The sequence below is a fragment of the Streptomyces sp. CA-243310 genome, assembly GCF_050936775.1.
Classification (GTDB): domain Bacteria; phylum Actinomycetota; class Actinomycetes; order Streptomycetales; family Streptomycetaceae; genus Streptomyces.
Genome location: NZ_JBNJMF010000001.1, coordinates 96,717 through 117,745, shown reverse-complemented (window position 1 = coordinate 117,745; position 21,029 = coordinate 96,717). Strand labels below are relative to the sequence as shown.

At 70.3% G+C, this 21,029-nt stretch carries 19 protein-coding genes and 1 pseudogene; 15 read left to right on the top strand and 5 right to left on the bottom strand.

Annotation, left to right across the window (positions count from 1 at the left end; translation table 11 throughout):
• Positions 1-82: 82 nt before the first annotated feature.
• Both ACQEVM_RS00600 and ACQEVM_RS00595 read right to left on the bottom strand, forming a co-directional pair.
• Positions 83-2,305, bottom strand: a pseudogene (locus tag ACQEVM_RS00600) (heterodisulfide reductase-related iron-sulfur binding cluster); the annotation flags it as partial.
• 110 nt (positions 2,306-2,415) lie between these two features.
• Positions 2,416-3,015 (bottom strand): sugar transferase, encoded by a 600-nt coding sequence (locus tag ACQEVM_RS00595; RefSeq protein WP_433073324.1) that lies wholly within the window; start codon positions 3,013-3,015, stop codon positions 2,416-2,418.
• A 235-nt stretch (positions 3,016-3,250) separates the two neighbouring features.
• Between ACQEVM_RS00595 and dnaK the strand changes: the two genes are divergently transcribed.
• The 4 genes from dnaK to ACQEVM_RS00575 are packed head-to-tail and all read left to right on the top strand — an operon-like array spanning position 3,251 to position 7,477.
• Positions 3,251-5,098, top strand: a complete 1,848-nt coding sequence (gene dnaK / locus ACQEVM_RS00590; protein WP_433073321.1) for a molecular chaperone DnaK — start codon at positions 3,251-3,253, stop codon at positions 5,096-5,098.
• Entirely contained in the window at positions 5,098-5,781 is a 684-nt protein-coding gene (grpE, locus tag ACQEVM_RS00585) for a nucleotide exchange factor GrpE (RefSeq protein WP_433073318.1), read from the top strand. Before dnaK ends, grpE begins: the two co-directional genes overlap by 1 nt.
• A 39-nt stretch (positions 5,782-5,820) precedes the next feature.
• A complete protein-coding gene (dnaJ, locus tag ACQEVM_RS00580) occupies positions 5,821-7,014 on the top strand; it encodes a molecular chaperone DnaJ (protein WP_433073315.1) in 1,194 nt (397 codons plus the stop codon).
• A gap of 1 nt (position 7,015) precedes the next feature.
• Positions 7,016-7,477, top strand: coding sequence for a heat shock protein transcriptional repressor HspR (locus ACQEVM_RS00575; RefSeq protein ID WP_433073312.1), 462 nt, complete (start codon positions 7,016-7,018; stop codon positions 7,475-7,477).
• A gap of 72 nt (positions 7,478-7,549) precedes the next feature.
• Here ACQEVM_RS00575 and ACQEVM_RS00570 read toward each other — a convergent pair whose 3' ends face one another.
• Positions 7,550-8,611, bottom strand: coding sequence for a helix-turn-helix transcriptional regulator (locus tag ACQEVM_RS00570; protein ID WP_433073309.1), 1,062 nt, complete (start codon positions 8,609-8,611; stop codon positions 7,550-7,552).
• A gap of 237 nt (positions 8,612-8,848) precedes the next feature.
• Here ACQEVM_RS00570 and ACQEVM_RS00565 point away from each other — a divergent pair, with 237 nt between their 5' ends.
• Positions 8,849-9,199, top strand: coding sequence for a hypothetical protein (locus ACQEVM_RS00565; RefSeq protein WP_433073306.1), 351 nt, complete (start codon positions 8,849-8,851; stop codon positions 9,197-9,199).
• On the top strand, positions 9,199-9,513 hold the full coding sequence (locus ACQEVM_RS00560; RefSeq protein WP_053684354.1) for a (2Fe-2S)-binding protein: 315 nt from the start codon (positions 9,199-9,201) through the stop codon (positions 9,511-9,513). The genes ACQEVM_RS00565 and ACQEVM_RS00560 overlap by 1 nt, the downstream gene beginning before the upstream one ends.
• A gap of 206 nt (positions 9,514-9,719) precedes the next feature.
• On the opposite strand, the gene ACQEVM_RS00555 is transcribed toward ACQEVM_RS00560, so the two are convergent.
• Complete coding sequence (locus ACQEVM_RS00555; protein WP_433073303.1) at positions 9,720-10,139, bottom strand: pyridoxamine 5'-phosphate oxidase family protein; 420 nt, start codon at positions 10,137-10,139, stop codon at positions 9,720-9,722.
• A gap of 113 nt (positions 10,140-10,252) precedes the next feature.
• Here ACQEVM_RS00555 and clpB point away from each other — a divergent pair, with 113 nt between their 5' ends.
• The 4 genes from clpB to ACQEVM_RS00535 all read left to right on the top strand — a co-directional run bounded on the left by clpB (position 10,253) and on the right by ACQEVM_RS00535 (position 14,713).
• Positions 10,253-12,853, top strand: a complete 2,601-nt coding sequence (clpB, locus tag ACQEVM_RS00550) for an ATP-dependent chaperone ClpB (RefSeq protein ID WP_433073300.1) — start codon at positions 10,253-10,255, stop codon at positions 12,851-12,853.
• 214 nt (positions 12,854-13,067) lie between these two features.
• A complete protein-coding gene (locus tag ACQEVM_RS00545; protein ID WP_053684367.1) occupies positions 13,068-13,610 on the top strand; it encodes a YbjN domain-containing protein in 543 nt (180 codons plus the stop codon).
• Between the two features lie 270 nt (positions 13,611-13,880).
• On the top strand, positions 13,881-14,366 hold the full coding sequence (locus ACQEVM_RS00540; RefSeq protein WP_433073296.1) for a prevent-host-death family protein: 486 nt from the start codon (positions 13,881-13,883) through the stop codon (positions 14,364-14,366).
• Positions 14,367-14,440: 74 nt separating this feature from the next.
• Complete coding sequence (locus ACQEVM_RS00535) at positions 14,441-14,713, top strand: hypothetical protein (RefSeq protein ID WP_433073293.1); 273 nt, start codon at positions 14,441-14,443, stop codon at positions 14,711-14,713.
• Positions 14,714-14,787: 74 nt separating this feature from the next.
• Here ACQEVM_RS00535 and ACQEVM_RS00530 read toward each other — a convergent pair whose 3' ends face one another.
• On the bottom strand, positions 14,788-15,978 hold the full coding sequence (locus ACQEVM_RS00530) for a pyridoxal phosphate-dependent aminotransferase (RefSeq protein WP_433073290.1): 1,191 nt from the start codon (positions 15,976-15,978) through the stop codon (positions 14,788-14,790).
• A 269-nt stretch (positions 15,979-16,247) separates the two neighbouring features.
• On the opposite strand from ACQEVM_RS00530, the gene ACQEVM_RS00525 reads away from it, so the two are divergent.
• From ACQEVM_RS00525 to ACQEVM_RS00505, 5 genes are all read left to right on the top strand, one after another.
• Complete coding sequence (locus ACQEVM_RS00525; RefSeq protein WP_433073287.1) at positions 16,248-16,376, top strand: hypothetical protein; 129 nt, start codon at positions 16,248-16,250, stop codon at positions 16,374-16,376.
• Between the two features lie 298 nt (positions 16,377-16,674).
• Positions 16,675-17,226 carry a DUF2617 family protein gene (locus ACQEVM_RS00520; RefSeq protein WP_433073284.1) on the top strand — a complete coding sequence of 184 codons (552 nt, stop codon included), beginning with the start codon at positions 16,675-16,677 and terminating at the stop codon, positions 17,224-17,226.
• Positions 17,227-17,412: 186 nt separating this feature from the next.
• Entirely contained in the window at positions 17,413-19,053 is a 1,641-nt protein-coding gene (locus tag ACQEVM_RS00515) for a polyamine aminopropyltransferase (protein WP_433073281.1), read from the top strand.
• A gap of 176 nt (positions 19,054-19,229) precedes the next feature.
• Positions 19,230-20,153 carry an SRPBCC family protein gene (locus ACQEVM_RS00510; protein WP_433073278.1) on the top strand — a complete coding sequence of 308 codons (924 nt, stop codon included), beginning with the start codon at positions 19,230-19,232 and terminating at the stop codon, positions 20,151-20,153.
• 77 nt (positions 20,154-20,230) lie between these two features.
• On the top strand, positions 20,231-21,019 hold the full coding sequence (locus ACQEVM_RS00505; protein ID WP_433073275.1) for an aldose 1-epimerase: 789 nt from the start codon (positions 20,231-20,233) through the stop codon (positions 21,017-21,019).
• Positions 21,020-21,029: the final 10 nt, after the last annotated feature.

The window sequence follows — 21,029 nt, the reverse complement described above, 5'->3', positions numbered from 1 at the left end:
CCTTCGCCTCCGCCTCGGCTTCGGCGGCGGCCGCGGCGGCCGCTTCCGCCTCTTCCGCGGCGAGCGCCTCCGCGGCGAGTTCCTCCGCCGTCGGGCCCGGTGCCTTCACCGATTCCAGCAGCAGCTGCGCGACGTCGACGACCTGGACGGATTCCTTCGCCTGGCCGTCGTTCTTCTTGCCGTTGACCGAGTCGGTCAGCATCACCAGGCAGAACGGGCACGCCGTCGACACGATGTCCGGGTTCAGGGACAGGGCCTCGTCGACACGCTCGTTGTTGATGCGCTTGCCGATCCGCTCCTCCATCCACATCCGCGCGCCACCGGCGCCACAGCAGAAGCCCCGCTCCTTGTGGCGGTGCATCTCCTGCTGCCGCAGCCCCGGAACGGCCGACATGATCTCGCGCGGCGGCGTGTAGACCTTGTTGTGCCGGCCCAGGTAGCAGGGGTCGTGGTAGGTGATGAGGCCGTCCACCGGCGTGACCGGCGTCAGCCGGCCCTCGTCGAGCAGGTGCTGGAGCAGCTGCGTGTGGTGGATGACCTCGTACTCGCCGCCCAGCTGCGGGTACTCGTTCGCGATGGTGTTGAAGCAGTGCGGGCAGGTGGAGACGATCCGCTTCGCCGACTTCGGCTTCCTGGTGGACTCGTCCTCGTCGTCCTCGCCGAAGGCCATGTTGAGCATGGCCACGTTCTCCTGGGCGAGCTGCTGGAACAGCGGCTCGTTGCCCAGGCGGCGCGGGGAGTCACCGGTGCACTTCTCGTCGCCGCCCATGATCGCGAACTTGACGCCCGCCATGTTCAGCAGCTCCGCGAAGGCCTTCGTGGTCTTCTTCGCGCGGTCCTCCAGGGCGCCGGCGCAGCCGACCCAGTAGAGGTAGTCGTACTCGGAGAGGTCCTCCGCGTCCTTGCCGATGATCGGGACCTCGAAGTCCACCTCCTTGGTCCACTCGACGCGCTGCTTCTTCGCGAGGCCCCAGGGGTTGCCCTTCTTCTCCAGGTTCTTGAGCATCGTGCCCGCCTCCGACGGGAACGCGCTCTCGATCATCACCTGGTAGCGCCGCATGTCGACGATGTGGTCGATGTGCTCGATGTCGACCGGGCACTGCTCGACGCACGCGCCGCACGTGGTGCAGGACCACAGCACGTCCGGGTCGATGACGCCGTTCTCCTCGGCGGTGCCGATCAGGGGGCGCTCGGCCTCCGCGAGGGCGGCCGCCGGAACGTCCTTGAGCTGCTCCGCCGTCGCCTTCTCGTTGCCCTCCATGTCCTTGCCGCCACCGGCGAGCAGGTACGGGGCCTTGGCGTGCGCGTGGTCGCGCAGCGACATGATCAGGAGCTTCGGGGACAGCGGCTTGCCGGTGTTCCAGGCGGGGCACTGCGACTGGCAGCGACCGCACTCGGTGCAGGTGGAGAAGTCGAGGATGCCCTTCCAGGAGAACTGCTCGACCTGGGAGACGCCGAAGACGTCGTCCTCGCCCGGGTCCTCGAAGTCGATCTCCTTGCCGCCGCTCGTCATCGGCTTCAGCTCGCCGAGCGCGACCGCGCCGTCGGCGTTGCGCTTGAACCAGATGTTCGGGAAGCCGAGGAAGCGGTGCCAGGCCACGCCCATGTTGGTGTTGAGCGAGACGACGATCATCCAGATCAGCGAGGTGCCGATCTTGATCATCGCGGTGAAGTAGATCAGCGTCTGGAGGGTGTCGACCGAGAGGCCCTTGAAGGCCAGCACCAGCGGGTACGACAGGAAGTACGCCGGCTCGTAGTGGTCGACGTGGTGGATCGCGCCCTCGAGGCCGCGCAGCGTCAGGATCGCGAGGCCGATGGTCAGGATGATGTACTCGACGAAGTACGCCTGCCAGGCCTTCGAGCCGGTGAAGCGCGACTTGCGACCGGCCCGCGAGGGAAGGTTGATCAGGCGGATGGCCATCAGCACGAGGATGCCGAGGATCGTCATCACGCCGATGAACTCGATGTACAGCTCGAACGGCAGGAAGCCGCCGATGATCGGCAGCGTCCAGTCGGCCTGGAAGAGCTGGCCGTAGGCCTGCGCCAGGGTCGGAGGCAGCGTCAGGAAGCCGATGGCGACGAACCAGTGGGCGAATCCGACGATGCCCCAGCGGTTCATGCGGCTGTGGCCGAGGAACTCCCTGACCAGGGTGATCGTTCGTGCTTTCGGGTTGTCCGTGCGGCTGCCCGCCGGCACGGGTTGGCCGAGTTTCACGAACCGGTAGATCTGCGCCACGGCTCGGGCGAGCAGCGCGACGCCGACCACGGTCAGGACCAGCGACACGATGATCGCGGCGAGTTGCATGGGAGGGCTCCTCGGGCGGGACTTACTAAGCGGTAACTTATTGAGTCAAGGCTTGAGGTTACCCAGTTCCCGCGCCGCAATGTAGGTGAGCGGGCGGTGATCTGTGTCGCTCAGGCATGCCTCTGTAGGCGGGCTGCCCGAGGCGTCTGCGCGAGGATCGCGAGATCCATCCCCAGCCAATGGCTCTCCACATAGTGCCGGTCCAACAGGGCCATCTCCTCCCAGGGGAGGTCGGAGCGCGCGCTCACTTGCCACAATCCGGTCATTCCGGGGCGTACGAAGAGCCGCTCGGGTCGATCGGTGCCCGCCTCGGGGCGCGGTCCGACCAGCGACATCTCACCCCGCAGCACGTTCAGCAACTGCGGCAGTGCGTCCAGACCGCACCGCTCCACCGCCGCACCCGGGCGGCCGGTGTCCCGCGTTCGCAGCCGCCAGGTCCGGAACTCCCGCCCGCCCCGCCCGAGCGCGGGTTCCCGTACGAGGATCCCGCGCCGGCCCGCGTACAGCAGTCCCGCGGCGGCGAGCAGCGGCAGGGCGGACACCGCGAGCAGGATCACCGCGCCGACGAGGTCGAGCACCCGCTTGGCCGACAGGTCGGGGCGGGGGAGGGCGGGCCTGCGGGGCTTCGGCGGGGCGTCCGGGTTCGGCTTCGTCAGGATGGGCAGGCGGGACGTCCGGGGTGGGCGCGGCGAGGGTGGTTGCGGGCGCATGGGGGCACGGTGCCCCACACGTTCGGCGGCCCCCGGATGCCGCGCGGGGTGGCGGCCGGAGGGTCGCCCGCTCGGCTGTGTGGCGGACGGGGCGGGTGTCGGCGGCGTGTCGCGGCCCTAGTGAGCGTAAGAGCGGGATAAAAGTTGAGCGCCCTCGACTCAGCTCTGTTGACGTCGGCGCGGACGATGGTGCATGGTTGAGTCTGTTCCACTCAAGTCAGCTGGAGGAATCGAAATGGCACGTGCGGTCGGCATCGACCTGGGCACCACTAACTCCGTCGTCAGCGTTCTGGAAGGCGGCGAGCCCACCGTCATCACCAACGCCGAGGGCGCCAGGACCACGCCGTCCGTCGTCGCCTTCGCCAAGAACGGCGAGGTCCTCGTCGGAGAGGTGGCCAAGCGCCAGGCGGTCACGAACGTGGACCGGACCATCCGTTCCGTCAAGCGCCACATGGGCACTGACTGGAAGATCAACCTGGATGGCAAGGACTTCAACCCGCAGCAGATGAGCGCCTTCATCCTGCAGAAGCTGAAGCGCGACGCCGAGGCGTACCTGGGTGAGAAGGTCACGGACGCGGTCATCACCGTCCCGGCCTACTTCAACGACTCCGAGCGTCAGGCGACGAAGGAAGCCGGCGAGATCGCGGGTCTGAACGTCCTGCGCATCGTCAACGAGCCGACGGCCGCCGCCCTGGCCTACGGTCTCGACAAGGACGACCAGACCATTCTCGTCTTCGACCTCGGTGGCGGCACCTTCGACGTGTCGCTCCTCGAGATCGGCGACGGCGTCGTCGAGGTCAAGGCCACCAACGGTGACAACCACCTCGGTGGCGACGACTGGGACCAGCGCGTCGTCGACTACCTGGTGAAGCAGTTCCAGAACGGCCACGGCGTCGACCTGGCCAAGGACAAGATGGCGCTCCAGCGTCTGCGCGAGGCCGCCGAGAAGGCGAAGATCGAGCTGTCCTCCTCCACGGAGACCACGATCAACCTGCCGTACATCACGGCGTCCGCCGAGGGCCCGCTGCACCTGGACGAGAAGCTCACGCGCTCGCAGTTCCAGCAGCTCACCGCGGACCTGCTGGACCGCTGCAAGACCCCGTTCCACAATGTCATCAAGGACGCGGGCATCAACCTGTCCGAGATCGACCACGTGGTCCTGGTCGGTGGCTCCACCCGCATGCCGGCCGTCGCCGAGCTCGTCAAGGAGCTCACCGGCGGTCAGGACGCCAACAAGGGCGTCAACCCGGACGAGGTCGTCGCCATCGGCGCGACCCTCCAGGCGGGCGTGCTCAAGGGTGAGGTCAAGGACGTCCTGCTCCTCGACGTGACCCCGCTGTCCCTCGGTATCGAAACCAAGGGCGGCATCATGACCAAGCTCATCGAGCGCAACACCACGATCCCGACCAAGCGGTCCGAGATCTTCACGACGGCCGAGGACAACCAGCCGTCCGTGCAGATCCAGGTCTACCAGGGCGAGCGCGAGATCGCGGCGTACAACAAGAAGCTCGGCATGTTCGAGCTGACCGGCCTGCCGCCGGCCCCGCGTGGCGTCCCGCAGATCGAGGTCTCCTTCGACATCGACGCGAACGGCATCATGCACGTCACGGCCAAGGACCTTGGCACGGGCAAGGAGCAGAAGATGACCGTCACCGGCGGCTCCTCGCTCGGCAAGGACGAGGTCGACCGCATGCGCCAGGAGGCGGAGCAGTACGCGGACGAGGACCTGCGTCGCAAGGAGGCGGCCGAGTCCCGCAACCAGGGCGAGCAGCTCGTCTACCAGACGGAGAAGTTCGTCAAGGACAACGAGGACAAGGTCCCGGCCGACGTCAAGGCCGAGGTCGAGGCCTCCGTCACCGAGCTGAAGGAAAAGCTCAAGGGCGAGGACGCCGCGGAGATCCGCACCGCGACCGAGAAGCTCGCCGCGGTCAGCCAGAAGCTCGGCCAGGCCATCTACGCCGACGCGCAGGCCGGCCAGGCCGGTGGCGCGCCGACCGGTGACGCCGACCAGGCCAAGGCCGACGACGACGTCGTCGACGCCGAGATCGTGGACGACGAGAAGCCGAAGGGTGGCGCTGCCTGATGTCGGAGGAGACCCCGGGTTTCGACGAGAAGCCTGAAGTCCCCACCGGCGCCGACGCGGACGACGCCGCCGCCGAGCCGAAGGCCGCCGACTCCTCCCCGGAGGAGAAGGCGGCCCCGGCCGGGGACTCGGACACTCAGGCCGTCGGCCGGGAAACGGCCGTCCTGGCGCAGTTGGACCAGGCCCGCACCGCGCTCGGTGAGCGCACCGCGGACCTCCAGCGGCTCCAGGCCGAGTACCAGAACTACCGCCGTCGGGTGGAGCGGGACCGGATCGCCGTCAAGGAGATCGCGGTCGCGTCCCTCCTGACGGAACTCCTCCCGACCCTGGACGACATCGGCCGGGCACGGGAGCATGGCGAACTGGTCGGCGGCTTTAAGTCGGTGGCCGAGTCGCTGGAGACCGCCGCCGCCAAGATGGGGCTGCAGCAGTTCGGCAAGGAGGGCGAGCCCTTCGACCCGACGATCCACGAGGCCCTGATGCACTCGTACGCGCCGGATGTCACCGAGGACACCTGCGTGGCGATCCTGCAGCCGGGTTACCGGATCGGCGAGCGCACGATCCGCCCCGCGCGGGTCGCGGTGGCCGAGCCCCAGCCCGGGGCGGCCCCGGCCGCCAAGTCCGAGTCCGCGGACGGCGACACGCCGTCTGACAAGGACGCGGATGCCCCCGACAAGGGCTGACGTCCACCATGTAGCCGCACGAGAGGAGGGCCACCGGGGATGAGCACGAAGGACTTCGTCGAGAAGGACTACTACAAGGTCCTCGGTGTCCCGAAGGACGCGACCGAGGCCGAGATCAAGAAGGCGTACCGGAAGCTCGCCCGCGAGTTCCACCCGGACGCCAACAAGGGCGACGCCTCGGCCGAGGAGCGCTTCAAGGAGATCTCCGAGGCGAACGACATCCTCGGTGACGCCAAGAAGCGCAAGGAGTACGACGAGGCCCGCGCCCTGTTCGGCAACGGGGGCTTCCGCCCCGGTCCGGGCGGGGGCGGCGGTTCGTTCAACTTCGACCTCGGCGACCTCTTCGGCGGCCAGCCGCAGGGCGGTGGCGGCGCGGCCGGCGGCTTCGGCGGCGGACTGGGCGACGTCTTCGGCGGCCTGTTCAACCGCGGTGGCGCCGCCGGCCCGGGTACGGGACCCCGTACCCAGCCGCGCCGCGGCCAGGACATCGAGTCCGAGGTCACGCTGTCGTTCACGGAGGCCGTGGACGGCGCGACGGTCCCGCTCCGGATGTCCTCGCAGTCGCCCTGCAAGGCCTGCTCCGGCACCGGCGACAAGAACGGCACCCCCCGGGTGTGCCCGACCTGCGTCGGCACCGGCCAGGTCTCGCGCGGCAGCGGTGGCGGTTTCTCCCTGACCGACCCCTGCGCCGACTGCAAGGGGCGCGGTCTGATCGCCGAGACCCCCTGTGACATCTGCAAGGGCAGCGGACGGGCCCGCAGTTCCCGGACCATGCAGGTCCGGATCCCGGCGGGCGTCTCCGACGGCCAGCGGATCCGACTGCGCGGCAAGGGGGCCCCGGGCGAGCGCGGCGGCCCGGGCGGCGACCTGTACGTCGTCGTCCACGTCGACGGGCACCCGGTGTTCGGCCGGCGGGACGACAACCTCACGGTGACGGTCCCGGTGACGTTCGCCGAGGCCGCCCTGGGCGCCGACATCAAGGTCCCGACGCTGGGCGGCCCCCCGGTGACCCTGAAGCTTCCCCCGGGTACCCCGAACGGGCGTACGATGCGGGCCCGCGGCAAGGGTGCGGTCCGCAAGGACGGCACCCGCGGCGACCTGCTCGTAACGGTGGAGGTCGAGGTGCCCTCGGAGCTGTCCGACAAGGCCCGTGAAGCCCTGGAGATGTTCCGCGACGCGACGGAGTCGCAGGACCCGCGCGCCGCGTTGTTCGAGTCCGCGAAGGGAGCATGACATGGACGGCCGCCGCAGACAGTCCCGGTTGGGCGGGGCTTATCAGCTCACTGATGAGACCCCGGTCTATGTGATTTCGGTGGCCGCCCAGCTCTCGGGACTGCATCCGCAGACCCTGCGTCAGTACGACCGTCTCGGTCTGGTCTCCCCGGACCGGACGGCCGGCCGCGGACGTCGATATTCGGCCAGGGACATCGAGTTGCTCCGCACGGTGCAGGCGCTGTCCCAGGACGAGGGCATCAACCTGGCCGGCATCAAGCGGATCATCGAACTGGAGAACCAGGTCGCCGCCCTCCAACAGCGCGTGGCCGAACTGGCGACGGCCGTGGACGGCGCTGCCGCCGCGCTCCAGGCCCGCGAGGCCCAGGTGCACGCCTCGTACCGCCGCGACCTGGTCCCGTACCAGCCGCCGCAGCCGGGCAGCGCCCTGGTCGTCTGGCGCCCCAAGCGCCCGATGGACTGACACCGCCGCCCGACACCGCCGTTCGACGCGAAGGCCCCGCCCGGATCACCCGGGACGGGGCCTTCCGCGTCGCTACAGGTGGTTGGCGTGGCCGCCGTGGTCGGCCTCGTCGTCCGGGAGGTGCGGGGCCGAGCTGTGCAGGATGCCGGACTGGGCGATCAGGAAGCCGAGCTGTGCCCGGCTGCCGCTGCCCAGGGCCGTGGCCAGCCGGGCGATGTGCGCTCGGCAGGTTCGTACGTTCATTCCCAGCCGGCGGGCGATGGCCTCGTCCACGTGCCCCTCGACCAGGAGCTGCGCGATGGACCGCTGCACGCCCGTGATGCCGTCGTGCATGTGGGTGTAGGTGACCTCCTCGCTCAGGGGCACGGCACGCCGCCAGAGCTGCTCGAACACCTTGATGAGGTAGTCGACGAGCCCCGGGTGCCGCAGCTCCAGCGCCACCCTCCGGTCGTCGCTGACCGGGATGAACGCCACCGTGCGGTCGAAGACGATGAGCCGCTCGATGAGCTCCTCCAGGGTGCGGATCTCCACCTTCCCCGCGGAGATCCGGTCCACGTACGCCAGCGTGCCCTGGCTGTGCCGCGCGGTGTGTTGGTACAGCGTCCTGATGCTGATGCCCCGGTCGATCAGCGGGGCGTCCCGCTCCAGGGCCTGTGTGAGGGCCAGGGAGGGCCGCGCACCGCCCGGTTGGATGGTCAGCATCTCCGTGTGGCATTCGGCCGTCGCCAGGTCCAACGCGGCGTTGATCCGCTCGAAACCCTCCAGGACCGTGATGGCGTGGGTGTTCGCCGGGTTCTGCGCACTGATGGTCAGAAACGGCTCGAAAGCATCGGTGAGATCTACAGCCGTACGCCGTCTGTCCTGGATCTCGCGTTCAATCGGATGCAGCCGTTGCGCCAGTGCGACGGACGGGGGAACCGGGCGGAGCTGGTTCGCGTCATCCGGGTCAGGCTGCACCAGGGAGAATTCAAGCAGGCAGGGGGCCTGCTGAACCTCGCTCCGGGCGATCCGGCCGGCGCTGAGCGCAGCCGTGTACAGCCGCGTTCCCTCAGGGCACAGGGACGTGACGGAGTGGGGATGAGTCGGGTTTGTCGCACTTTTGGGCAAATCTCCACCCCCCAGGGTCCTGAACATGCAAGAACATGATGCATCGTCCCTGTGGCATTGACGTGCCTGAATGAGCCATCGTCTGTGTGGCGGGGGAGAGGATTCCATCAAGTGAGGACGAAGCCGACCATGTATAAGAGAATGCTTCGCTCGGCGCTTGCCGTTGGTTTCTCCGCTGTTGCGGTCTTTGGGGTAGTCGGTGCCGTCGAAAGTGACGCGGGGGGCACCGCTCTGACCGGCGACAGTGGCTGGACCGGCGCGCCGGTGGGCAAGTCGGACAGCGGATGGACCGTGCTGCCGGCCGGTGACTCCGGCTGGACCCATGGTCCGTCCGGCAAGGCGGACACGGGCCGGACCGTGCTGCCGGCGGGTGACTCCGGCTGGACCAACGGTCCGTCCGGCAAGGCGAACACCGGCTGGACCGTGGTGCCGGCCGTCGACTCGGGCTGGACCAACGGTCCGTCCGGCAAGGCGGACAGCGGCTGGACCAGGATCCAGGCGGGTGACTCCGGGTGGACCAACGCGCCCTCGCGTCTGTCGGACAGCGGCTGGACCAGCGCGCCCTCCGGCGCGTCGGACTCCGGCTGGACCGTTCTGCCTGCGATGGCCGTCTGATGACCCCCGACGACCGAGACTTCCGACGCGAGATGGCTTCGGCGTACCGGTCCGGGTGGCAGTTCATCGACCTTGCCACCGCGATCCCCCACGCCGGTGACTCGTTGATGGTCACCCTGTTCGGCCAGCCGATCGTCGTCGCGCGCGAGGAGGACGAAGACGTCCGCGCCTACCGCTGTCTGCGCCGCCCCCGGGGCGCACCGCAGCCCGTCCGCTGCGAAGTGCGGTACGGCATGGTTTTCGTCAATCTCGACCAGCGGGACCACCAACTCTTCGAACCCGACATCACCGCCGCCACCCCCCGAAGTGCCTGAAGCGATTCCCCCGTCGTTGCAGATCGCTCAGGCACTACCCCCACACAACGGCGCCATCGTGGACCTGACCACGATGGCGCCGTTGTGCTGTCCGCGTCCAGTGGTTGAACCGGACAAACACATCGACCGGTTTCGCGTCCGTCCCCACGTCAGCCCCCGCGGCCACGCCTGCGCCCGGGTCGCCCGCGCCGGGGTCGGTCCCCGGGTCAGCCGCGCCCCATCGCGCGGTCCAGGGTGATCTCCATGACCACCCGGTCCGGGTTCGGCGAGGGCGTCCGCCCGTAGCGCTCCGCGTAGCGCGCCACCGCCTCCGCCACCGAGGCCTCGTCCGTGCGGATCACCGCGTGGCCCTCCAGCGTGGCCCAGCGCCGGCCCTCCATCTGGCAGACCGCGACCCGCGCCGTCCCGTCCGGGGCCGCCAGGATGTTGCGGATCTTCTTGCTGTGCCGGTTGCTGATCACCCGCGCCAGCCCCGCCTCGGGGTCGTACGTCACGCCGACCGGCACCACGTGCGGGCTGCCGTCGGGGCGCGGGGTGGTCAGGGTGCAGACGTGCCGCTCCCGCCAGAAGGCGAGGTACTCCGGCGTCGGGTTGAGTACGTCTTGGGGTGTCTTCGTACCAGGCATGGCCCGAAGAGTACGAGATGCCGCACCACACACTGCCTTGAGTGGAATAGACTCAACTTTGTGCACGCTATACGTGTCATACCCCTGTATCTCGACGGAGAGGAGAAGCCGCAGTGGACGCCGAGCTGACCAACAAGAGCCGGGACGCGCTGAACGCCGCCACCCGCAGGGCCGTCAAGGACGGCCACCCGGACCTGACCCCCGCGCACCTGCTGCTGGCCCTGCTCGCCGGCGAGGACAACGAGAACGTCACCGACCTGCTCGCCGCGACCGACGCCGACCAGGTGGAGGTCCGCGCCGGCGCGGAACGCCTGCTCGCCGCCCTGCCCAGCGTGACGGGTTCCACCGTCGCGCCCCCGCAGCCCACCCGCGAGCTGCTCGCCGTACTCGCCGACGCCGACGAGACGGCCGGGAAGCTCGGAGACGACTACCTTTCCACCGAACACCTGCTCATCGCCCTCGCCGCCAAGGGCGGCGCGGCCGGCGAGCTCCTTTCCACCCAGGGCGCGACGGCGAAGAAGCTGCTGGCCGCATTCGAGGAAGCACGAGGAGGACGCCGGGTGACCAGCCCCGACCCCGAGGGTCAGTACAAGGCCCTGGAGAAGTTCGGCACCGATTTCACCGCGGCGGCCCGTGAGGGCAAGCTCGACCCGGTCATCGGCCGTGACCAGGAGATCCGGCGGGTCGTCCAGGTCCTGTCGCGCCGTACGAAGAACAACCCGGTCCTCATCGGCGAGCCCGGCGTCGGCAAGACGGCCGTCGTCGAGGGCCTGGCCCAGCGCATCGTCAAGGGCGACGTCCCCGAATCGCTGAAGAACAAGCGGCTGGTCTCCCTCGACCTCGGTGCGATGGTCGCGGGCGCCAAGTACCGCGGCGAGTTCGAGGAGCGACTGAAGACCGTCCTCGCGGAGATCAAGTCCAGCGACGGCCAGATCATCACCTTCATCGACGAGCTGCACACCGTCGTCGGCGCGGGCGCCGGCGGGGACTCCGCCATGGACGCGGGCAACATGCTCAAGCCCATGCTGGCCCGCGGCGAGCTGCGCATGGTCGGCGCGACCACCCTCGACGAGTACCGCGAGCGGATCGAGAAGGACCCGGCGCTGGAGCGCCGCTTCCAGCAGGTGCTGGTGGCGGAGCCGACCGTCGAGGACACCATCGCGATCCTGCGCGGGCTCAAGGGCCGCTACGAGGCCCACCACAAGGTGGTCATCAACGACAGCGCCCTGGTCGCCGCGGCCACCCTCTCCGACCGGTACATCACCTCCCGCTTCCTGCCCGACAAGGCCATCGACCTCGTCGACGAGGCCGCGTCCCGGCTCCGCATGGAGATCGACTCCTCCCCGCTGGAGATCGACGAACTCCAGCGCTCCGTGGACCGGCTGCGCATGGAGGAACTCGCGCTGAAGAACGAGTCCGACCCGGCCTCCCTCGAACGGCTGGAGAAGATCCGCAAGGACCTCGCCGACAAGGAGGAGGACCTGCGCGGCCTCACCGCCCGCTGGGAGAAGGAGAAGCAGTCCCTCAACCGCGTCGGCGAGCTGAAGGAACGCCTGGACGACCTGCGCGGGCAGGCCGAGCGCGCCCAGCGCGACGGTGACTTCGACACCGCCTCCCAGCTGCTCTACGGGGAGATCCCGACGCTGGAGCGCGAGCTGGCGGAGGCCACCGAGGAGGAGGAAGAGGCCACCAAGGCCGGGACCTCCAAGGACAGCATGGTCAAGGACGAGGTCGGCCCCGACGACATCGCGGACGTGGTGGGCGCCTGGACGGGCATCCCCGCCGGCCGGCTCCTGGAGGGCGAGACCGACAAGCTCCTGCGGATGGAGGAGGAGCTGGGCCGTCGTCTGATCGGCCAGTCCGAGGCCGTGCGGGCCGTCTCCGACGCGGTACGCCGCACCCGCGCAGGCATCGCCGACCCGGACCGCCCGACCGGCTCGTTCCTCTTCCTCGGCCCGACCGGCGTCGGCAAGACGGAGCTGGCCAAGGCCCTCGCGGACTTCCTCTTCGACGACGAGCGGGCCATGGTCCGCATCGACATGTCGGAGTACGGCGAGAAGCACAGCGTGGCCCGCCTGGTCGGCGCCCCTCCCGGCTACGTCGGGTACGAGGAGGGCGGCCAGCTCACCGAGGCCGTCCGGCGTCGCCCGTACAGCGTCGTCCTGCTCGACGAGGTGGAGAAGGCGCACCCCGAGGTCTTCGACGTCCTGCTCCAGGTGCTCGACGACGGCCGCCTCACCGACGGCCAGGGCCGCACCGTGGACTTCCGCAACGCGATCCTGGTCCTGACCTCGAACCTGGGCAGCCAGTTCCTGGTCGACCCGGCGACCTCCGAGGAGGACAAGAAGGCGCGGGTCCTGGACGTGGTCCGGGCCTCCTTCAAGCCGGAGTTCCTCAACCGGCTCGACGACCTGGTGGTCTTCTCCGCCCTGAGCAGGGACGAGCTGGCCCACATCGCACAGCTCCAGATCGACCGTCTCGCCAAGCGGCTCGCGGCCCGCCGCCTCACCCTGGACGTCACCACCGAGGCGCTGGCCTGGCTGGCGGACAAGGGCAACGACCCCGCCTACGGCGCCCGCCCCCTGCGCCGACTGATCCAGACGGCCATCGGGGACCGCCTCGCGAAGGAGATCCTCTCCGGCGAGGTCAGGGACGGCGACACCGTACGGGTGGCCGTGGCCGGGGAAGACCTGCTGGTCGGCAAGGTCCTGTAGGCCCCGCCGGTCGTACCCTGGGCGGTGGGGGCCGAAGGATCCGGGCCCCCGCCGCCCCCGCGACGAACGGCCACGCGCCGGATCGTGTGGGGCCCCGTCCTCCTTACCTGAGTCCTACTCGTGTCCGCCCGGAGCGGATCGCGCGTGCGGGGCTGGACACGGGGTGGGACCGATGGTGGAGGATGTGGTTCATCCGCACGAAGGGAAGTACACGGTGAGCATCGACCCGGCCTCGATTCCGAACTTCGGAGGGCAGCAGCCCGATCCGCAGGCCACAGGACCGGCGGGCCCCGTCGTCCCCGACCAGGATCTGGTCAAGCAGCTGCTGGAACAGATGGAGCTCAAGTACGTCGTCGACGACGAGGGTGACCTCGCGGCGCCGTGGGAGGAGTTCCGCACGTACTTCATGTTCCGCGGCGAGGACGAGCAGCAGGTCTTCTCGGTGCGGACCTTCTACGACCGCCCGCACGAGATCGAGGACAAGCCGCAGCTCCTGGAGACGATCGACGACTGGAACCGTCGCACCCTGTGGCCGAAGGTCTACAGCCACACGCACGACGACGGCTCGGTCCGCCTGATCGGTGAGGCGCAGATGCTGATCGGCACCGGCGTCAGCCTGGAGCACTTCGTGTCCTCCACGGTCAGCTGGGTCCGTGCCTCGATCGAGTTCGACAAGTGGCTCGTCGAGCAGCTCGGCCTCGAAAAGGACGTCGACTCCGCCGAGGGCGAAGAAGACAAGGGCGACGACAACAACTAGTCGCCCCCACAGCGGTACGCGCGCCACGAGGAGCAGGTACGCCCCGTGGCCGCACGAGAGCCCGGACGCCACCGGGGTCACCAAGACCCGGGTGCGCGGCCCGGGCTCTCGCGTTCCCCCTCCCGGTGGGGCCGCGACGGGGTCCTACAGCCGCCCGAGGCGGTCGACGGCGTCGCGCAGCACGTCCTCCCGCTTGCAAAAGGGCAAGGTATGAACACGGGAGAGCCCAGAACGCTGGCACTCAGAGTGTAATCTGAGTACAGTCTGAGTATGAGCCTTGCTTACCTGGGAGCCGAGCCCGAGTCGGTTTCGTTCACCGACCTGTCGAGAAACCCAAAGGCCGTAGCGGCCAGGGCCGCTGCTCTCGGGGCTCTGCGCGTTACGCATCGGGACGCACCCGACATGGTGCTGACGACCGCCCTGCATGCGGAGCGCACCGAGGAGAACCTCACGACGGCATCCCGGCTCTTCCTCGCGCTGATGAAGCACGATGACGGAGCCCGGTCGCTCCTGCTGGCGCTGCCTGAGGTCTTCCCCTGGGTGCGGCATCTGGATGACGAAGAGGTGCAGGCGTTCACCTTGGAGCTCCTGGAAGCGCTGTCCGACGCGGCAGAACTGGGCGCCAGGGAAGCCGTGCACCGCGTGCTTGTTTCCTGGCGGGCGACGGCTCGCATCAACTCCGATCCGGATCAGCTCAAGGAAGCGCTGCGTCCGCTCGATGGGGATTACCTTGGACCGGTCGAGGTGGGCGAGTGAGCCCGAAGAAGGGCGATCGTGTCAGCGTCCCACCTCTGAGGGGGTGGAATGTGGTCTTCGGGGCCACGGAGGCGGTGACCGGATGGGAGGAGCTGTGCCGCGCGGCGCTGCCCAGTGCCCACCGCTGCCTTGAGGCGCTGCGCACCGACCCGCTGTCGCGTGACAACTGGAACCGTCAGCACCAGCTACGCGGGAGGCTCTCCACCAAGGAGTGGAAGGGCTCCGCGCTGGAGCAGTGGGAGTTCGAGGTCACGGGTGGTGGCCGCGTGCGCTACCTGGTCAGCCCCGAGACGTCGACGGTAATCCTGGTCTACGCGTCCACGCGGCACCCTAAGGACACCGAGTAACTCGTCGTGCCGTGCGGTAAGGGCCTCGGCCGGAAGGCCGGGCCCTGTGCCCGCACATCCGTATGGCTCGCTACTCAGCGAGCCAGCCGCCCGAGGCGGTCGACGGCGTCGCGCAGCACGTCCTCCCGCTTGCAGAACGCCCAGCGGACCTGGGTGGCGCCGGCGGCCCGGTCGTCGTAGAAGACCTGGTTGGGGATGGCGACCACACCGCAGCGTTCGGGCAGGGCGCGGCAGAAGGCGAGCCCGTCCTTCTCCCCGAGGGGGGTGATGTCGGTGGTGATGAAGTAGGTGCCCTGGGGCCGGTAGACCTCGAAGCCGGCTGCCGTCAGCCCGTCCGCGAGGATGTCGCGCTTGGCGGCGAGGTCCGCGCGGAAGGTGTCGTAGTAGGCGTCCGGCAGCGCCAGGGCCTCCGCGATGGCGTACTGGAACGGGCCCGAGGCGACGTACGTCAGGAACTGCTTCGCGGAGCGGACCGCCGCCGTCAGGGCGGGCGGGGCGGTGACCCAGCCGACCTTCCAACCGGTGAACGAGAACGTCTTGCCGGCCGACGAGATCGTCACCGTGCGCTCGCGCATGCCGGGCAGCGAGGCCAGCGGTACGTGGGTGCCCTCGAACACCAGGTGCTCGTAGACCTCGTCGGTGACGACGAGCAGGTCCCGCTCGATCGCGAGTTCCGCGACGGCCGCCAGTTCCGCCGGGGTCAGCACCGTGCCGGTCGGGTTGTGCGGGGTGTTCAGCAGCAGCAACCGGGTGCGCGGGGTCACGGCGGCGCGCAGGGCGTCGACGTCGAGACGGAAGTCCGGCGCGCGCAGGGTCAGCGGTACGCGGACGGCCCCCGCCATGGCGATGCAGGCGGCGTAGGAGTCGTAGTACGGCTCCAGGGCGATGACCTCGTCACCCGGCTCCAGCAGGGCCAGCAGGGAGGCCGCGATGGCCTCCGTCGCGCCCGCCGTGACGAGGACCTCCGTGTCGGGGTCGAACGCGAGTCCGTGGAAGCGCTCCTGGTGGTGGGCGATGGCGGTACGCAGCTCGGGGACGCCGGGGCCGGGCGGGTACTGGTTGCCCTTGCCGTCCCGGATCGCACGCACGGCCGCCTCGGCGATCTCGGCGGGACCGTCGGTGTCGGGAAAGCCCTGACCCAGGTTGATCGATCCGGTGCGGGCGGCCAACGCCGACATCTCCGCGAAGATCGTGGTGCCGAAGACCGCCAGGCTGCGGTTGAGGAAGGGGCGGCTGCCGGCCGCGGGTGCGCTCATGACGGCCATCCTGCGGGCAACCTCTGGAGTTGCTCAAGTGTGCTTTGGCGCCGATGGCCTGAGGGAATCTCCCCGGCACACGGGACGCGGGGATCCCGGACCCCGGGGGACCGGGGTGTCAGAGAGGGGCCGGAGATGGTGCTGATCGCAGTGCTCGTCGCAGTGGGCGTGTTCACGCTCGTGGTCGTGGGGATCGTCCGGGCGGCCGTCAAGGCGGGCGGCTCGGCCCGCCGCCGAAGTGGCGGAAGCCACTGGGCGGGGGGAGGATCCTCCGGTGGGTGTTCGACCGGATCCTCCTGTGGTTCGTCGTCCTCCTGCGGCTCGTCGTCCTCTTCCTGCGGTTCGTCCTGCGGGGGCGGGGGGTGCGGGTCCAGTTGACGAACACGGCCGGAGCCGCACCCGAGTAAACGAGACGCCCAGCGGGGACAACTTCCCTCGGGCGTCTCCTTGTTCGGCTGCTTGTTACGGCGTACGGGGGGCACGTTGTTGAACACGTGAACTGTGTAGCCCCCGGGGGGATGTAAACCCCGTCAAGTTGGGTAAAAACGCTGTGAGTGCCGTGCCTTTCATGATTCCCTCGGTTGAGTAGACCAGTCCTCGGACCTCCCTGGACTTCCTGTGGACCCGTGCCGGTGTCCCCCCACCCGTTGACCACCGCTGGCGGGCCCCGGCCACCTCTCCCTCGCGCGTTTGCGGAGCCGACTCATGCTCACGACCCTCCAGACCACCTATACCGACACGCGTGCCGCCGATCTCGCCTGGGCCCTGGGTCGGGAGCGGCTGCCCGCCTTGGCCGTACTGAATCTTCGGCTCGACGGGGCGAAGGTGGAGTTGCGCCTGCTCGGGGCCTCCCACCAGGTCCTTCTGGAGGAGGGCGAGGTGCTCTGTTCGGAGACCGTCGCCTGCATGCCCGGCAGCAGCACACCGTTGCCGCTCGGCGTGGCCAAGCGGGTCGGCGACTGGGAGTACGAATTCGCCGCCCGCGTGGAGACCCTGCCTCCCGGCTCGTTCGCCGGGAGGGCGCAAGAACTGCTCGCGCTGGTCGCGGATCACCCGAACGGGCTCGCCGGGACCTTCCCGGGAAGCCCGCACGCGTTCACCGCCCTGCTCGCGCAGCGTCACGAGGGCCAGGTCCGCTGGCGGACCTGGCACGCGTACCCGCAGGAAGGGCAGTTGGTGGCCACGCGCACCCGGGTGGGCATGCGGACCGGGTCGCCGACCGTGACCACCCCCGAGGTGACGGCCGCGTCGCTGTAGGCCGTTCCTGTCGGTGGTCGGGGCGGGGGTCGGGGCTGTCGAATCCCGCCGGTCGAGGTGCGCGGTCCACCGGCCCCTGTGACGGCGGTGGTTGCGCCCGGGTTACGCCAACTGGGCGGATCAGTACGCCACTTGCACCCATGTGGGTGACAGGGTGCGAGTGGGTGGTGACGTACGGTTCGCTTCATGATCGACCGTTCCGTCCCGCGCCGGGTGTTGCCGGCTCCGGAGTCACGGGGCGTGGCGACCCGTCCGGCCGCCCTGCCCGTACGGCCCCGGACCGGCCGGCTCCTCGTCCTGGCCACCGTGTTCGTATGCGCCGCCTGCGGGCTCGTCTACGAACTGGAGCTGCTCGCCCTCGGCTCCTACCTGATCGGCGACTCCGTCACCCAGGCGTCGATCGTGCTGTCCGTCATGGTCTTCGCCATGGGCGTCGGCTCGCTCCTCGCCAAACGGCTCAGGCGCCGGCCCGCCTTCGGCTTCGGCGCCATCGAAGCCGCGCTCGCGCTGATCGGCGGCCTCTCCGCGATGGCCCTGTACGCGAGCTTCGCCTGGCTGGGGGAGTCCAGACCCGCGCTCGTCGCGTTCTCCTTCACCATCGGGGTGCTCATCGGCGCGGAGATCCCGCTGCTCATGGTCCTGATCCAGCGCATCCGCAGACAGGACGCGGGCGGCGCCGTCGCCGACCTGTTCGCCGCCGACTACGTGGGCGCCCTGGTCGGTGGGCTCGCCTTCCCGTTCCTGCTGCTGCCGCTGCTCGGCCAGCTCACCGGCGCCCTGCTCACCGGCACCGTCAACACCCTCGCCGGCGGCGGACTCGTGCTGTGGCTGTTCCGCCACGACCTCAGCCGACGCTCCCGCTGGCTGCTGATCTGCGCGAACGTGACCGTCGTGGCCGTCCTCGCCTCCGCGACCGTCCTCGCCGACGACTTCGAGCGGGTCGCCCGGCGTGCCGTCTACGGCGGGGAGGTGCGGGTCGCCGTCCAGACCGGGGTCCAGGAACTCGTGCTCACCGGACCGGGCACCGGATCACCGCGCTCCCTCGACCTGTACCTCGACGGCCGGCTGCGGGTCAGCGGCTACGACGAGTACCGCTACCACGAGGCACTCGTGCACCCCGCGATGACCGGCCCGCACACCAGGGTCCTCGTCCTCGGTGGCGGCGACGGGCTCGCCGCCCGCGAGGTCCTGCGCTACCCGGACGTCGCCTCCGTCACCGTCGTCGAACTCGATCCGGGAGTGGTCCGGCTCGCCCGCACCGACCCGATGCTCTCGCGGCTCAACGCGCGGGCGTACGCGGACCCCCGGCTCGGAGTCGTCACCCAGGACGCGTTCCGCTGGCTGCGCGGTCGGGGCGGCCGGGAGCGCTTCGACGTGATCGTCTCCGACCTCCCCGACCCCGGCATCACCCCCAGCACGAAGCTGTACTCGCAGGAGTTCTACGGGCTGGCGGCGCGGGCCCTGCGTCCCGGCGGCCGGATCGCCGTGCACGCGGGGCCGCTGGCCGGTCGGCCGCGCACCTACTGGACCGTCGAGAGCACCCTGCGCGCCGCCGGCCTGCGGACCGCCCCCTACAGCGTGGGCGGCCGTCTCACCGGCTTCGCCGCCGGCCCCGACCGCACCCTCGGCGGTGGCGCCGGCCCACCGCAGGACTGGGGTTTCGTCCTTGCCTCCCGCGCCGTCGTTCCCGAGCTGCGGGTCGACCGCGACACGCCGGGGCTGCGCTCGCTGTCCACCCGCGCGCTCCAGGACGCGACCCGGGACGCCGAGCGCACCCGTCTGGACGGGCTGCCGCCCTCCACCCTCCCGCACCCGAGGTATTCCTAGGCCCCGTCGTCGAAGTGTCGCCCGGCCCCCGGCGCCGGCCCCGTACGGTCGCGCCCGGCCCGGGCACGCCGACGCGGGTCGCGGGAGCCACCGGCAAGATCGGGAACGGGCCACCGGCGCGGGCACTTGGTGCCGGATCGGGCGCGCGGGCGGGTCGCGTCGGTAGGCTCGACCGCATGGAGCATCAGGTGTTCGTTCCGGTACCCGCAGACGACCTCCGGGCCGTGTTGCGTGATCCCGCCCGCACGGCCCGTTGCGTACCCGGATTCCAACAGGACGCCGACACCGACACCGGCCCGCTGTCGGGCCGGCTCAAGGCGCGGATCGGCGGACACACCGTGACCTACCGGGGCTCCCTGGTCGTCACCGAACGGGATCCCGACCGGTTCGCCGTCGAGGGCGAGGGCACCGAGGTCCGGGGCAGCGGCACCGTCAAGCTCTCCCTCCTGCTGCGACTCACCCCCCAGGGGGACGGGACCCGACTGGAGTTCACCGGCGGGGCGACCGTCGACGGCCGGGCCGCCGGGTTCGCCCCCGAGGCCACCGCCACCGCCGTGCAGCGGCTGTTGGGCCGCACCGCCGCGCAGCTCGCCGCGACGGCGGGCGCCGTCGTGGAGCCGGTGGTCGACGCCGTTCCCGACGCCGATGCGGGGGCGTCGGATCCCGGGGTCGACGCGGAGGAAGCGGGCCGCGGGGTCGATGCCGAGGACGCCGGATTCGAGGCGGACACCGAGGACGGCGAGGACGGCGAGGACGGCGAGGACGCCGGACACGTCGAAGGCACCGAGGACGGTGGGGTCACCGCGTCCGTCTTCGACAGCGACGTGCCGCCCCCGTCCCTCGATCCCTTCCTGGAAGGCGAGTTCGGCGAGGTCGGCGGTCCCGCACGGCCCCCGGCCGAGGCCGCCCACGCCCGCCGCACGATGATCGGCCGGAGCGCCGAGGAGGTGGACCACGCGCCGCCGCGTGGCCGCTACGCCCCCGTCCCGGCTCCCGCCGCCGGCGGGGCCGGGGCGAGCCTGCGCTGGTTGGCCCCCGCAGCCGCCCTTGCCGTGGCCTCCGCCGTGGTGGTCGGCCGGGTGTTGCGCCGCCGTCGCTGACTTCCGTCCGGGGTGCGGTGTGACGTGGGGTATGCCCCGGGACACGGGGGACCTCCGGCACCCGTAGGGTCGGCCGTATGAGTACGCGACTGAGCGCCGGCGGCGCCGAGCTGACGATCGACCAGGAGAACGGCTGCCGGATCAGCAGTCTGCGCGTCGACGGGACCGAACTCCTGCGGCAGGGCCCCCGGTACGGGTCCTTCCCGATGGTGCCGTGGTGCGGGCGCATCGGGGACGGGCGGTTCCGTGACGGCGGCGCCGTCCACCAGATGCCGCAGAACCAGCCGCCGCACGCCATCCACGGCTTCGGCCGGGACGCGGCGTGGCGGCCGGGAGGCGCCGGTGCCACCCGCGCCGCCTTCACGTACGACCTCCGTGCCCCGTGGCCGCACAGCGGCAAGGTCACCCAGATCTTCGAACTCGGCGAGGACGCGTTGACGCTCACCCTCGGCGTGGAGACGTACGAGGACTCCTTCCCGGCCCAGGCGGGCTGGCACCCGTGGTTCAACCGCACCCTGGCCGCCGACGGGCCGGAGGTCCGGATCGGCTTCGAGGCGGCCTGGCAGGAGGAGCGCGGCGCCGACCACCTCCCCACCGGGCGGCGCGTCGACCCGAAGCCCGGCCCCTGGGACGACTGCTTCGGGATGCCGGACGGCGTGGACGTCACCCTCACCTGGCCCGACGCGCTGGAGCTGAGGATCACCAGCCGGGACGAGTGGGTGGTCGTCTACGACGAGCAGGTCGAGGCCGTCTGCGTCGAGCCGCAGTCCGGTCCCCCGAACGGGCTGAACACGCTCCCCCGGCTGGTCACGCCCGTGGACCCGCTGGAGATCTCCACGACGTGGACGTGGCGGCGGCTCGGGTAGCGCGCAATTA

What these genes read in the sequence shown, in the direction of transcription:
- ACQEVM_RS00595 (WP_433073324.1), bottom strand. Translation starts at nt 3,015, where the DNA reads ATGCGCCCGCAACCACCCTCGCCGCGCCCACCCCGGACGTCCCGCCTG.
- dnaK (WP_433073321.1), top strand. Translation starts at nt 3,251, where the DNA reads ATGGCACGTGCGGTCGGCATCGACCTGGGCACCACTAACTCCGTCGTC.
- grpE (WP_433073318.1), top strand. Translation starts at nt 5,098, where the DNA reads ATGTCGGAGGAGACCCCGGGTTTCGACGAGAAGCCTGAAGTCCCCACC.
- dnaJ (WP_433073315.1), top strand. Translation starts at nt 5,821, where the DNA reads ATGAGCACGAAGGACTTCGTCGAGAAGGACTACTACAAGGTCCTCGGT.
- ACQEVM_RS00575 (WP_433073312.1), top strand. Translation starts at nt 7,016, where the DNA reads ATGGACGGCCGCCGCAGACAGTCCCGGTTGGGCGGGGCTTATCAGCTC.
- ACQEVM_RS00570 (WP_433073309.1), bottom strand. Translation starts at nt 8,611, where the DNA reads ATGTTCAGGACCCTGGGGGGTGGAGATTTGCCCAAAAGTGCGACAAAC.
- ACQEVM_RS00560 (WP_053684354.1), top strand. Translation starts at nt 9,199, where the DNA reads ATGACCCCCGACGACCGAGACTTCCGACGCGAGATGGCTTCGGCGTAC.
- ACQEVM_RS00555 (WP_433073303.1), bottom strand. Translation starts at nt 10,139, where the DNA reads ATGCCTGGTACGAAGACACCCCAAGACGTACTCAACCCGACGCCGGAG.
- ACQEVM_RS00540 (WP_433073296.1), top strand. Translation starts at nt 13,881, where the DNA reads ATGAGCCTTGCTTACCTGGGAGCCGAGCCCGAGTCGGTTTCGTTCACC.
- ACQEVM_RS00530 (WP_433073290.1), bottom strand. Translation starts at nt 15,978, where the DNA reads ATGGCCGTCATGAGCGCACCCGCGGCCGGCAGCCGCCCCTTCCTCAAC.
- ACQEVM_RS00520 (WP_433073284.1), top strand. Translation starts at nt 16,675, where the DNA reads ATGCTCACGACCCTCCAGACCACCTATACCGACACGCGTGCCGCCGAT.
- ACQEVM_RS00515 (WP_433073281.1), top strand. Translation starts at nt 17,413, where the DNA reads ATGATCGACCGTTCCGTCCCGCGCCGGGTGTTGCCGGCTCCGGAGTCA.
- ACQEVM_RS00510 (WP_433073278.1), top strand. Translation starts at nt 19,230, where the DNA reads ATGGAGCATCAGGTGTTCGTTCCGGTACCCGCAGACGACCTCCGGGCC.
- ACQEVM_RS00505 (WP_433073275.1), top strand. Translation starts at nt 20,231, where the DNA reads ATGAGTACGCGACTGAGCGCCGGCGGCGCCGAGCTGACGATCGACCAG.